The following is a 12441-nucleotide window of genomic DNA, read 5'->3' on the forward strand; positions in this document are numbered from 1 at the left end:
GTCGGGCGTGACTGAATCCACGCATGCACATGTCCTGAGTCGTCGTGGCGTGCTGACCGGCGTCGGGGTGGCCGGTGTCGCCGCCGGTCTGGCCGTCGCGTCCGGACTGCCGGCCGCCGCTTCCGCCACCCACCCGACCAGCCCGGCCGCCGCCCTGGCCAGCCTCCTTGCCGGCAACGCCCGCTTCCGTGCCGGCCGCTCGCGCCACCCGCACCAGGGCGTCGCCGACGTGCGGCGGCTCGCCGCCGGCCAGGACCCGTTCGCGATCGTGCTCGGCTGCGCCGACTCGCGCGTGTCGCCGGAGGTGCTGTTCGACCAGGGCCTGGGCGACATCTTCGACAACCGGGTCGCCGGCAACATCGTCGACGACGTCGTGACCGGCAGCATCGAGTACGCGGTGGCCGAGTTCGCGCCGCCGGTGCTGGTCGTGCTGGGCCACGAGCGTTGCGGCGCGGTCGCCGCCACGGTCGAGACCATCGAGAGCGGCGGCACGCCGCCCGGCTCCATCGGCGCGCTCGTCGAGGCCCTGCGGCCCGCGATCGAGCCGGTCCTCCACCAGCCCGGCGACACCGTCGAGAACGGGGTCCGGGCCAACGTCCGCTACCAGGTGGCCCGGCTGCTGGCCGGCAGCGCGATCGTCCGCGACGCGGTCGCCGCCCGCACGCTGCGCGTGGTGGGCGCCCGCTACGACCTCGACAGCGCCGCGGTCACGCTGCTCTAGGCGACGAGCGCCGCGGCCTGGTCGAGCTGGGCCAGCTCCGCGCTGCTCATCGTCGGGTTCGCGCGGCGCTGGTCCACCACCCAGGCCAGCGCCGCGGCCGACGGGCGCGGCAGGTGGGCGCGGAGCTCGGCGAAGCCCGCCTTGGCGACGGTCGCCAGCGCCGGCTCGTGGGTCCAGAGCGTCACCTGCGCCATGATCAGCAGCGTCATCGCCACGTCGCGGTCGGGCGGCCCCTCGGCCGCGTTCGCCCAGTCGAACAGCACCGGGCCGCGCGGGGTCAGCATCACGTTGTCCGGGTGCAGGTCGAGGTGCAGGATCCGGTCGTCCGTGCCGTTCGCCGTGCGTGCGGGCAGCGCGTGCAGTCGCCGGTGCAGGTCGGCGAGGATGGCGGCGGCATCCGATGGGCCGGCCGTGCCGTCGACCGCGGCGGCGAGCAGGGTCCGGCCTTCGAGGCGCTCCATGACCAGGTCGGCGCCCTCGGCGTCGTACACGATCGGCACCGGATAGCCGGCTGCCGCGAGGTGCGTCATCAGCTCGGCCTCCGGCGCGGCGGCGCGGCCGTGCCGGGAGCGGCGCAGGACCCGGTCGGGGCCGAGCGCGTACACGTCGCAGTCCCGTCCTGACGCGATCAACTCCATCAGCCCACCCAAGCCGCGAGGTCGAGGCCGCGCAAGCGGTGCGGGTCACCCAGGACGTGGATCTCGGTGATCCGGCCCTCGCGGACCACGAACGACATGATCGAGACGACCTCGCCGCGCGGCGCGATGACCGCGCCCGGGATGCCGTTGATCAGCGCGGGCTTGACGAACGGGGCGAGCTGGCGCGCGGTGCGGGCCTGGCCGGCCACCGCGACGCCGCCCCGGATGATCGCGGAGAAGGTGGGCCGGGACGTGCCGCCGTCGGCCCGCAGCACCACCTCCGGGTCGAGCACCGCGACCAGGGCCTCGAAGTCGCCGGCCCGCGAGGCGGCGAAGAACGCGTCGACCACCGCGCGCTGGCGGACCAGGTCGGTGTCCGGCGCCGGCGCCGCGTCCTGGACCCGGCGCCGCGCGCGGCTGGCGAGCTGCCGAGTGGCCGCGGGGGAGCGGTCGACGATCAGCGCGATCTCGTCGAAGGCCACGGCGAACATGTCGTGCAGTACGAAGGCCAGCCGCTCGGCCGGGTTCAGCGTGTCGAGCACGACCAGCAGGGCGAGCCCGACGGCGTCGGCGAGCAGCGCCTCGTCCTCCGGGTCGACCCCGTCGGCCGGGCTCACCACCGGGTCGGGCACGTGCGTGTCGAGCGAGAGCTCCGGCCGGGTGCTGCGGGACCGCAGCAGGTTGAGGCAGATCCGGCCGACGACGGTGGTCAGCCAGCCTCCGAGGTTGGTCACCTCGGCGGCATCGGTGCGGGCCAGCCGCAGCCAGGCCTCCTGCACCGCGTCGTCGGCCTCGTTGAACGAACCGAGCATCCGGTACGCGACCGCCCGCAGGTGGCCGCGGTGCTCCTCGAAATTCCGTGCCAACTCGGTTTCGTCCACCGGTCACATCCTCTCGCCACCCCGTGTCATACCTGTAGAAGAGCGAAGCTACAAATGCTCACACAGCGGGAGGAAAGTCGTGAAAACTCCGATTCTGGTCACCGGCGGTACGGGCACGCTCGGGCAGTTCGTCGTCGCCCGGCTGCGTGCGAAGGGCGCCGAGGTGCGGGTGCTCACCCGGCACCCGAAGCCGGCCGCGGACGGGGTCACCTATGTGGCCGGTGACCTGGAAACCGGCGCGGGAGCCACGGCCGCCGTCGAGGGCGTGCACACCGTCGTGCACTGCGCCGGCAGCCAGAAGGGCGACGACGTCAAGGCGCGTCACCTCATGAACGCGGCGGCGAAGGCCGGCGTCCGGCATGTGGTCTACATCTCCGTCGTCGGCGCCGACCGCACCCCCGTGACGAGCGGCGTCGACCGCGCGATGTTCGGCTACGTCGCGGCGAAGCGCGCGGCCGAGGAGATCGTGGCGAGCTCCGGCGTTCCCTACACGACGGTGCGCGCGACCCAGTTCCACGAGCTCGCGTTCCAGGCCGTGGCGGCGATGGCGAAGCTGCCGGTGGTGTTCGCGCCGGGCGGCACGAAGATGCAGCCGGTCGCCGCCGACGAGGTGGCGGAGCGGCTGGTCGAGCTCGCGCTCGGTGAGCCGCAGGGTCTCGTGGCGGACATCGGCGGTCCGCGGATCTACCCCTTCGCCGACCTGGCCCGCTCGTACCTGCGTGCGACCGGTCGCCGCCGACCCATCCTGGCGGTGCCAGCGCCCGGCGGTGCGGCCCGCGCCTTCCGCGCGGGAGCCAACCTGACGCCGGAGCACGCGGTCGGGCACGTGACGTGGGAGGAGTTCCTCACGCAACGGCTCGCGGTCTAGCGTGGACGCGTGCGCATCGAGGTCGCCGGGACGGCGGACGGACTCGCCGTGTGGCCGGTGTACGACGCGGTCTTCGGCGACCACGACTCGTACGAGAGCTGGCGCGACACCGTCTGGGACCGCCACCGGATGCGCGCCGGCTTCCGGCTCGCCCGGGCGTACGACGAGGATCTGGTCGGTTTCGCCTACGGCTACACGGGCGAGCACGGCCAGTGGTGGACCGACAACGCCCGGGCGGCCCTGCCGTCCGAGGTGGCAGACGAGCGGCTGGGCGGGCACTTCGAGCTCGTCAGCCTCGGGGTGCTGCCCGCCGCGCGGGGGAGCGGCACCGGCCGCGCCCTGCTGCGGGCCCTGCTCGACGGCATCGGCCACGATCGACTGCTGCTGATGGCCACCGCCGACGACACCGACCCGGCCCGCCGCCTCTACGCCGCCGAGGGCTGGGCGGTCATCGGTCCGGGCATCGGCGACGGCACGGTCATCATGGGCAAGCGCGGCTAGGCGAGCTCGCGGCCCAGTTCGCGCACGAGCGCGTCGACCGGTTGCCGCTGGGCCAGGGCCGGCGGGGGCACCACGACGACCGGGCAGCGGGCGTGCCGGACGCTGTAACGGGTGACCGGGCCACTGCCGAGCAGGTGTGACCCGCGTCGGTCGCCGCCGACCACCAGCAGGTCCGCGTCCTCGTCGGCGTGCTCGACCAGGCTCTGGCCGGTCAGGCCCTCCAGGACCACCGGCTCGACCCGGACATCGCCCGGTGGGCCGCCCATGGCGGCCTCGAACGCGTGCGGGATCAGCAACTCGGCCTCGGCGAGATGCACCCGGCGTTCGAACGTCGCGGTGGTGTCGCGCCAGAGCGGGCGGAACAACCACACCCGCACCGCGTGCACGGTGCCGCCGCGCGCGCGAGCCATGTTCACCGCGTAGCGCAGTGCCTGCAGGCCGGCCAGCGACGGGCTGACACCGACCACGATCCTCGATCGCATCGGCCAATAATGGACCGCGGGGACGCCCGCGTCGATGGTCTTGCCACGATCCTGACGCCGGCGGGTGAAATTTTGACGTCAGGACGCTTCGGCGGCGTCCATCGCCTTGTAGATGCGTTGCTCCGACACCGGGTACGGCGTGCCGAGCGCCTGCGCGAACACGTTGACCCGCAGTTCCTCGATCATCCAGCGGATCTCGGCGACCGCCTCGGCGCGCCGGCGGCTCGGTGACAACGCGGCCAGCATGGCGTCGTACTCCTTCTGGACCTGGGCGATCCGGGCCTGGCCGTTGCGGTCGCGGGCGACGTCCTGGCCCAGCCGGTCCAGCCGCCGTTCCACCGCCGACAGGTAGCGAGGGAGGTCGCCGAGGTGGGTCCAGCCGGTGGCGGTCACGAAGCCGGGGTAGATCAGCCGGGAGATCTGCGCCTTCACGTCGGTCAGCGTCGCCAACGCGTCGAGCGCCGACATCCGGCCGATCCGCTGGTCGACCGCGTGCTGGGCGGCCAGGGCGCGTTCGACCCGGCTGACGACCGCGGCCACCGTGTCGACCAGGTCGGCCCGGACCGCGTCGCGCAGCGCCGTGAATCCGGCGGGATCCCAGGCCGGACCGCCGGCCTGGTCGACCAGGCGGTCCACGGCCGCGCCGGCACAGTCGCGCAGGAGGTCGGCGACGTTGCGGTGCGGGTTGCGCGACAGCGCCAGCTTCTGCTGGTTGGTCAGCCGGCCCTGCAGGAACGTCGCCGGGTTGGGCAGGCTCAACAACAACAACCGGCGGGTGCCGGCGATCATCGCGGCCGCCTGCTCCCCGGCGCTGTCGAAGACCTCGACGCCGACGGTCGTGCCCTCGTCGACCAGCGCCGGGTACGCGGTGACCCGGAAGCCGGCCCGGTCCTGCTCCAGGGTGCGCGGGAGCGGGCCGAAGTCCCACGCGGTCAGCCCGGTGCGGGCGATGCCGGGCGCGGCGGCGGTGACGGTCGCCCGCACCTCGGCCTTGAGCTTGGCCTGCAACGCCGCCAGGTCCTTGCCCCGGGCCACCTCACGGTCGCCGTCGACCACCCGGTAGGTCAGCCGCAGGTGGTCGGGCACCCGGGACAGGTCCCAGGCGTCGTGCGGCACCGTCACGCCGGTCATCCGGCGCAGCTCCCGGGTCACCGCCTCGATCAGCGACAGCCCGGGTGCGGGCGTGATCCGGGTCAGCACCGCGCGGGCGAAGTCGGGCGCGGGCACGAAGTTGGTGCGGATCGCCTTCGGCAGTGAGCGGAGCAGCGCGACCACCAGGTCTTCGCGGAGCCCGGGCACCTGCCAGTCGAAGTCCTCCGGCGCCACCTGGCCGAGCATCGGCAGCGGCACGTCGACCGTGACACCGTCCGATGTGGTCCCGGGGGCGAACTCGTACGACAGCGGCAGCGGTGCCGACTCCGACCGCCACACGTCGGGATAGGCGTCGGGGCTGACATCGCCGCGGCCGGCGTTGACCAGGAACTCGCGGGTGAACGTCAGCAGGCGGGGATCGGTGTGCCGGGTCTTCTTCCACCACGTGTCGAAATGCCGCCCGGACACGACGTCGGCGGGAATCCGCTGGTCGTAGAACGAATAGAGGGTGTCCTCGTCGACCAGGATGTCGCGCCGGCGCACCCGGTCCTCGAGCGCGGCCACGGTCTCCAGCAGCGCGGCGTTGTCGCGGAAGAAGTGGTGGGTGGTCTGCCAGTCACCCTCGACGAGGGCGTTGCGGATGAACAGCTCACGGGACAGGACCGGGTCGATCCGGCCGTACGAGACCCGCCGCCCGACCACGATCGGCACGCCGTAGAGGGTGACCCGCTCGACCGCGACCACCGAGGCCTGTTTCTTCTCCCAGTGGGGCTCGCTGTAGCTGCGCTTGACGAGATGGCCGGCCAGCGGCTCGACCCACTCGGGCTCGATCCGGGCGTTGACCCGGGCCCAAAGCCGTGACGTCTCGACGAGCTCGGCGGACATCACGAACCGCGGCGGCTTCTTGGCCAGGGACGAGCCGGGGAAGATGGCGAAGCGCGCGTTGCGGGCACCCAGGTATTCGCGTTTCTCGCCCTCGCGCAGGCCGATCTGAGAGAGCAGCCCGGCCAGCAGCGACTGGTGCAGCCGGGCCGGGTCCGTCGACGTCGACGGCACCAGACCGAGCGACTTGGTCACCTGGCGGAGCTGGGAGTTGATGTCCTGCCACTCGCGTACGCGAAGGTAGTTGAGGTATTCGGAACGGCAGAGCCGGCGGAACGCGCTGGAGGACAGCTCCTGCTGCTTCTCCCTCACGTATCTCCACAGGTTGAGGTAGGTGACGAAGTCCGAGTCCGGGTCGGTGAACCGGGCGTGCAGTTGGTCGGCGTGCGTGCGGTGCTCGACCGGGCGCTCGCGCGGGTCCTGGATGGACAGTGCGGCCGTGACCACGCTCACCTCGTCGAGGCAGCCGTTGCGGTCGGCCTCCAGGACCATCCGGCCGAGGCGCGGGTCGACCGGGAGCTGCGCCAGGCGGCGGCCGGCCTCCGTCAGCCGCTTCGTCTCGTCGAGCGCGCCCAACTCCTGGAGCAGCGCGACGCCGTCGGTGATGTTGCGCCGGTCCGGCGGGTCGATGAACGGGAACTTCGCGATGTCGCCGAGGCCGATCGCGGTCATCTGGAGAATGACCGAGGCGAGGTTGGTACGCAGGATCTCCGGCTCGGTGTATTCCGGCCGGGACAGGAAGTCCTGCTCGTCGTAGAGCCGGATGCAGATGCCCGGCGAGGTGCGGCCGCTGCGGCCCTTGCGCTGGTTGGCCGACGCCTGGGAGACCCGCTCGATCGGCAGCCGCTGCACCTTGAGCCGGTGGCTGTAGCGCGATATCCGGGCGGTGCCCGGGTCCACGACGTACTTGACGCCGGGCACGGTCAGCGAGGTCTCGGCGACGTTGGTGGCCAGCACCACCCGGCGACCGGTGTGTGGCTGGAAGACCCGGTGCTGCTCGGCGGAGGACAGCCGGGCGTACAGCGGAAGGATCTCCAGATGTGGCACGTCGAGCCGGCCCAGCGCGTCGGCGGCGTCGCGGATCTCCCGCTCTCCGCTGAGGAACACCAGGATGTCGCCGGGACCCTCGGCCGCTAGCTCGGTGACCGCGTCGCCGATCGCCGTGATCGGATCACGGACGAGCGCGCCGGCGACCTCGTCCTCGTCCTCCTCGTCGACCTCTTCCTCCAGCACCAGCGGCCGGTAGCGCAGCTCGACCGGATAGGTCCGGCCGGAAACCTCGACCACGGGAGCCGGCTCACCGGAAGGCTGGCGGAAATGCTGGGCGAACCGCTCTGTCTCGATGGTCGCCGAGGTGATGACGACCTTGAGGTCCGGCCGGCGGGGCAGGAGCTGCGCCAGGTAGCCGAGGATGAAGTCGATGTTGAGGCTGCGCTCGTGGGCCTCGTCGATCACCAGCGTGTCGTACCGCAGGAGGTCGCGGTCGTTCTGTAGCTCCGCCAGCAGGATGCCGTCGGTCATCAGCTTGATCAGGGTGTCGTCGCCGCCCCGGTCGGTGAACCGCACCTTGTAGCCGACGGTGCTGCCCAGCGGCGTGCCCAGCTCCTCGGCGATCCGGTCTGCGACGGTGCGGGCGGCCAGCCGGCGGGGCTGCGTGTGCCCGATCTGTCCGCGTACGCCGCGGCCCAGCTCAAGACAGATCTTGGGGATCTGGGTGGTCTTGCCGGACCCGGTCTCGCCGGCGACGATCACCACCTGGTGGTCGCGGATCGCGGCGGCGATGTCGTCGCGCCGCTCGCTGACGGGCAGCTCGGCCGGATAGCGGATCACCGGGACAGCGGCGTGCCGGGCCGCGACCTGGGCCTCGGCCGCGTCCATCTCGGTCTCGATGGCGGCGACGGCGGTGGCCTTCTTGGCGGCGTCGCGGATTTTGCGGGTGCCTTCCAACCGCCGGCCCAGCCGGTGCGCGTCGCGCAGGGTCAGGGTCGACAGGCGGGTCTGCGGCGACGGGTTGGGCGCGTTCATCTCGCGCCCAAGGATAGGCGGGCGGGTCCGGATCAGCTCGCGGTTATCCGGACAACGTGATCTTTGGCGGCCGGCTCGATGAACCGGGCCAGTGCCTCACCCTCGGCCTCGACCTCGGCCGCCGCGACCTTGGTCAGTTTGTCGAACGCGGTCACCGTGAGCGTCACCACGCCGCGCTTGGTCTCGGCCGACCAGACACCCGCCACCAGACCGTCGACCAGCAGCGTCGGCAGCCAGCGCAGGTTCCGCTTGAGATAGACCCGTTCCTTGTACGCGTCCGGCAGGATCCGCGCCCGGCGGTTGGCGGCGAACGCCAGCAGCGCGTTGTCGAAGGCCGGCAGGAAGCGCGGCGGTGCGGCGGTGTCGTCCGCGGGCCGGGGCGCGTCCGGCAGGTCGTAGAGCACCCGCCGGCCGCCGGCGTCCTCGCCGAGGGTGTCCAGGTCGAGCCGGCCGATCGCGGCCTTGACCGGCCCGGCCGGCGAGCCCAGCCAGTACGCGATGTCGTCGGCGCCGGCCGGCCCGAACGCGCCCAGGTGCCGGGTGACCGCCGTCTCCCACGCCTTTTCGCTGGTCAAGCCGCGTGGAGTGGGTGGACCGGCCCGGTAGGCGGCGGGCGTCTTGGCGCCCCAGGAGTCGTCGGCCGGCACTTTGACGAACGCCGGCTGCGCCCGAAACGGCCGCCACTTGTATTCCTGCTGTGCGGTCACCGCCTTGGCCGGCAGCGCATCGGGGTGCTCCTGCACCCACTGGTCCGCGAAGGCGGTCAACTCGTCGCCGGTCCGGGTCTGCTGGGCGTACGCGATGGTGTCTTTGAGCATGTCGTCGGCCCGCTCCGGGGTCTCGACGCCGCGCAGCAGCCAGCCACCGACCCCGGTCTCCGCCGCGATCCGCGCCCAGACCGGGTGCTCCGCCGCGCTGACCAGGTGCAGGGTGCGACGCATGAGGATGCCGGTGACCACGTCACCCTTGTCCAGCACCGCCCAGAGATCGGCGGCGACGAAGTCAGCCAGCCGGCTCCACAGCCCGACCGGCGGCGAGGACCACTGCTGAGCCTGGAGGGCACAGATCTGTTCGATAGCCGACACCAGGGGTTTGCCGCTGTGCTTCGCGCCACCCGGGCCCTTGTGCCTGTCCAGGAGGCCCTGACGGGCGAGCAGCGCACGGTTCAGCCCGGCAGCGGTCGCGGTATCTTGGGGAGTTCGCATGGTTCCCGGTTCGCTTCCGGAAGGAACGTCGTTGTCTGAGCGCGTTGATCCTAGTCGCGTCCTCGATCCCACAGACTCACCTGCCGAGATGGAAGCTGAACAGAAACACGTGACGGGGCTTTACGACCGGCTCGACGGGATGCGGTCGCTGGCCGAGACGCGCCTGTCCGGAGCGCTCGAAGCGACCGGCGGCACCCCGCAGGCCCGATCACAGCGCGAGTCGTCGGTCGGCATGTACACCGAGCAGCTCGCCCAGCTCTCCGCCGTGGAGAGCGGGCTGTGCTTCGGCCGCCTCGACCCCGAGACCGGCGCGCCGCTCTACATCGGCCGGATCGGCATCTTCGACGAGGAGGGCGACTACGAGCCGCTGCTGCTCGACTGGCGCGCGCCCGCCTCCCGGCCGTTCTATCTGGCCACCGCCGCCGACCCGCTGGGCATCCGGCGGCGCCGGCACATCCGCTCCAAGGGGCGCACGGTCGTGGCGCTCGACGACGAGGTGCTGGACCTGTCGGCCGCGGCCGGCTCGGGCACGCGGGACGGGCTGGCCGGCGAGGCGGCCCTGCTCTCCGCCGTCGACGCCAGCCGCACCGGCCGGATGCGCGACATCGTCGAGACCATCCAGGCCGAACAGGACCGGATCATCCGGGCCGACCTCAGCGGGGTGCTGGTCGTCCAGGGCGGCCCGGGCACCGGCAAGACCGCGGTGGCGCTGCACCGCGCGGCGTACCTGCTCTACACCCACCGGCGCGAGCTCTCGACCCGGGCCGTTCTGGTGCTCGGCCCCAACCCGACGTTCCTGCGCTACATCTCGCACGTGCTGCCGTCGCTGGCCGAGACCGGCGTGTTGCTGTGGACGCTCGGCGACCTCTTCCCGGGCGTGACCGCGCGCGGCGAGGAGCCGGAGCGGGTGGCCGCGATCAAGGGCCGCCTGGGCATGGTCGACGTGCTCGCGGCCGCGATCGCCGACCGCCAGGAGCTGCCCACCGAGCCGATCGTCGTCGAGCTCGAACGGGAGCCGTTGACCATCGACTCCGCGCTGGTCGCCACCGCGCGGGACCGCGCCCGGCGCTCGGGGCGGGTGCACAACCAGGCCCGCGACGTCTTCCAGGAGGGGTTGATCGACGGGCTGGTCGAGCAGGCCGCCGCGATCATCGGCACCGACCCGTACGCCGACGACCCGCTCGGCGGGGACGACGCGCCCGGCGACCCGCAGCTCATGGGTGCCGCCGACCTGGCCGACATCCGCGCCGAGTTGGCCGCCGACCCCGGTGTGCGGGCGGCACTGGACACCCTCTGGCCCCGGCTGACCCCGCAGCGACTGCTGCGCGACCTGTTCTCGTCGGCGGAGCGGTTGACGGCCGCCCGTGGCGACTCGCTCACCCTGGCCGAGGCCGCAGCACTGGTCCGGCCGGCCGGCTCACCGTGGACGCCCGCCGACGCGCCGCTGTTGGACGAGGCCGCTCAGCAGCTCGGCCCGCTGCCCGAGCTCGAGGCCGCGGCGAAGACCATGGCCGAGCGGGTACGCCGCTCCGAGCTCTCCTACGCGGAGGGCGCGCTGGAGATCGCCCGAGGCTCGGCGTCGATCGACGTGGAGGACGAGGACGACCCCGAGTTGCTGCTGGTGACCGACCTGCTGGACGCGTCCCGGCTGGCCGAGCGGCAGGAGGACGGCGAATACCTCAGCGCCGCCGAGCGGGCCGCCCGCGACCGGAAGTGGGCGTTCGGGCACGTCATCGTCGACGAGGCGCAGGAGCTTTCGCCGATGGCCTGGCGGGTGTTGATGCGCCGCTCGCCGAGCCGGTCGATGACCGTGGTCGGCGACATCGCGCAGACCGGCGACCCGGCCGGTGCGTCGTCCTGGTCCGAGGTGTTCGACCCGTACGTCACCGACCGCTGGAAGCTGGCCGAGCTGAGCGTCAACTACCGCACCCCGGCCGAGGTGATGTCGCTGGCCGGCGAGGTGCTGGCCCGGATCGACCCGGCGGCCAAGCCGCCGCGCTCGGTGCGGTCCACCGGCCAGCAGCCGCTGCAGGGCTCGCTCGACGATCTGGCGACGGTGCTGGCCGGCGAGGCCGAGGCGCTCGGCGGCGGCCGGCTCGCGGTGATCGCGCCGGCGGGCCGGGTCTCCGCGCTGGCCGACGAGGTGCGGGCCGCGCTGCCATCGCTCGCTGTCGCGGTGGGTGACGAGCCCGACCTGGAGAGCCCGGTGGCTGTGCTCAGCGCCCGCCAGTCCAAGGGTCTGGAGTTCGACGCCGTGGTGGTGGCGGACCCGGACGGGATCGAGGCGGAGTCGCCGCGCGGGGTCAACGACCTCTACGTGGCGTTGACCCGCGCGACGCAACGGCTGACCGTGCTCAAGTGAACTGACCGGGGGCCCCGTGACCCCCGGTCAGCTCCCTCTTCTCAGCGGAACCGGCGACCTTCGTCGCGGCGGTAGGCCCAGACCGCGACGGCGCCGGCCGCCACCGTCCAGACCGCGAACGCGAACAGTGAGGTGGCGTGCGGCGAGTAGTCGCCGACCGCCGCCCACATCAGCTCGACCGCACCGCGGGTGGGCAGGTACGGCGCGATCGTCTGGATGAAGCCGGGCGCCTGGTCGGGTGCGGACATCAGGCCGCCCCCGAAGGCCAGCGGGAAGAAGATCACCTGGCAGACCACCAGGGCGGCCTTGAGGGGCAGCCCGTAGCCGATGGCGAGGCCCATCAGCGTGAACGGCAGCGCGCCGACGAACACGGTGGCGATCCCCAGCAGGAAGCCCATCGTAGTGGTGGTCGCCTCGGTGAACAGCGCGCCGATCAGCACGACGGGCACCAACGAGACCAGTGACATCGCCATGCCGGCGAGGATGCGCCCGGCGAACCGGGGTCCGGCGCCGGCGGCCAGCGTCCGCATGTAGCCGTCCCAGGGCTGGGACCGGTCGTCGGCGACGCCGACGCCGTAGGTGAACAGGCTGCTCACCATGATGGAGAAGGTGACCATCGAGGCGGTGGCGTAGGTGGCCGCCACCGGGTCGTCGCCGGCGAACGGCACGACGAAGAAGAGCATCGAGGCGGCCGGGAAGAACGCCGAACCGATCAGGGCGATCGGGATCCGGATGGTCTCGAGGAGCTGATATCTGGCGTGTACGAGGCTGAGCGTCGTCAAGG

General features: G+C 72.6%; 10 protein-coding genes. 4 read left to right on the forward strand and 6 right to left on the reverse strand.

Annotation, left to right across the window (positions count from 1 at the left end; genetic code table 11):
* Positions 1-7: 7 nt before the first annotated feature.
* A complete protein-coding gene (locus BLV39_RS22650; protein WP_239083775.1) occupies positions 8-721 on the forward strand; it encodes a carbonic anhydrase in 714 nt (237 codons plus the stop codon).
* Here the strand turns inward: BLV39_RS22650 and BLV39_RS22655 are convergent.
* Positions 718-1359, reverse strand: a complete 642-nt coding sequence (locus BLV39_RS22655; protein ID WP_090796262.1) for a phosphotransferase — start codon at positions 1357-1359, stop codon at positions 718-720. The two genes, BLV39_RS22650 and BLV39_RS22655, sit on opposite strands and share 4 nt — an antisense overlap.
* Complete coding sequence (gene sigJ, locus BLV39_RS22660; RefSeq protein ID WP_090796266.1) at positions 1359-2240, reverse strand: RNA polymerase sigma factor SigJ; 882 nt, start codon at positions 2238-2240, stop codon at positions 1359-1361. The genes BLV39_RS22655 and sigJ overlap by 1 nt, the downstream gene beginning before the upstream one ends.
* Positions 2241-2319: 79 nt before the next feature.
* Between sigJ and BLV39_RS22665 the strand changes: the two genes are divergently transcribed.
* Together BLV39_RS22665 and BLV39_RS22670 are read left to right on the forward strand one after the other, a co-directional pair.
* Positions 2320-3108: an SDR family oxidoreductase gene (locus BLV39_RS22665; protein ID WP_090796270.1), complete on the forward strand. Its 789-nt coding sequence runs from the start codon at positions 2320-2322 to the stop codon at positions 3106-3108.
* Positions 3109-3117: 9 nt separating this feature from the next.
* Positions 3118-3609 carry a GNAT family N-acetyltransferase gene (locus BLV39_RS22670; RefSeq protein WP_090796274.1) on the forward strand — a complete coding sequence of 164 codons (492 nt, stop codon included), beginning with the start codon at positions 3118-3120 and terminating at the stop codon, positions 3607-3609.
* Here the strand turns inward: BLV39_RS22670 and BLV39_RS22675 are convergent.
* The 3 genes from BLV39_RS22675 to BLV39_RS22685 form a co-directional block, all read right to left on the reverse strand.
* Positions 3606-4091, reverse strand: coding sequence for a universal stress protein (locus BLV39_RS22675; protein ID WP_090796277.1), 486 nt, complete (start codon positions 4089-4091; stop codon positions 3606-3608). The two genes, BLV39_RS22670 and BLV39_RS22675, sit on opposite strands and share 4 nt — an antisense overlap.
* A 78-nt stretch (positions 4092-4169) precedes the next feature.
* Entirely contained in the window at positions 4170-8090 is a 3921-nt protein-coding gene (gene hrpA, locus BLV39_RS22680; RefSeq protein ID WP_090796281.1) for an ATP-dependent RNA helicase HrpA, read from the reverse strand.
* A gap of 32 nt (positions 8091-8122) precedes the next feature.
* A complete protein-coding gene (locus tag BLV39_RS22685) occupies positions 8123-9295 on the reverse strand; it encodes a winged helix DNA-binding domain-containing protein (protein ID WP_090796284.1) in 1173 nt (390 codons plus the stop codon).
* An 88-nt stretch (positions 9296-9383) separates the two neighbouring features.
* On the opposite strand from BLV39_RS22685, the gene BLV39_RS22690 reads away from it, so the two are divergent.
* Positions 9384-11657, forward strand: a complete 2274-nt coding sequence (locus BLV39_RS22690; RefSeq protein ID WP_239083774.1) for a HelD family protein — start codon at positions 9384-9386, stop codon at positions 11655-11657.
* 41 nt (positions 11658-11698) lie between these two features.
* Here the strand turns inward: BLV39_RS22690 and BLV39_RS22695 are convergent, their stop codons facing one another.
* Positions 11699-12439, reverse strand: a complete 741-nt coding sequence (locus tag BLV39_RS22695) for an ABC transporter permease (RefSeq protein ID WP_090796291.1) — start codon at positions 12437-12439, stop codon at positions 11699-11701.
* Positions 12440-12441 lie beyond the last annotated feature (2 nt).

Origin of the sequence: Asanoa ishikariensis (assembly GCF_900107455.1) — a bacterium.
Lineage (GTDB): Bacteria > Actinomycetota > Actinomycetes > Mycobacteriales > Micromonosporaceae > Asanoa > Asanoa ishikariensis.

What these genes read in the sequence shown, in the direction of transcription:
- BLV39_RS22655 (WP_090796262.1), bottom strand. Translation starts at nt 1,359, where the DNA reads ATGGAGTTGATCGCGTCAGGACGGGACTGCGACGTGTACGCGCTCGGC.
- BLV39_RS22675 (WP_090796277.1), bottom strand. Translation starts at nt 4,091, where the DNA reads ATGCGATCGAGGATCGTGGTCGGTGTCAGCCCGTCGCTGGCCGGCCTG.
- hrpA (WP_090796281.1), bottom strand. Translation starts at nt 8,090, where the DNA reads ATGAACGCGCCCAACCCGTCGCCGCAGACCCGCCTGTCGACCCTGACC.
- BLV39_RS22685 (WP_090796284.1), bottom strand. Translation starts at nt 9,295, where the DNA reads ATGCGAACTCCCCAAGATACCGCGACCGCTGCCGGGCTGAACCGTGCG.
- BLV39_RS22690 (WP_239083774.1), top strand. Translation starts at nt 9,384, where the DNA reads ATGGAAGCTGAACAGAAACACGTGACGGGGCTTTACGACCGGCTCGAC.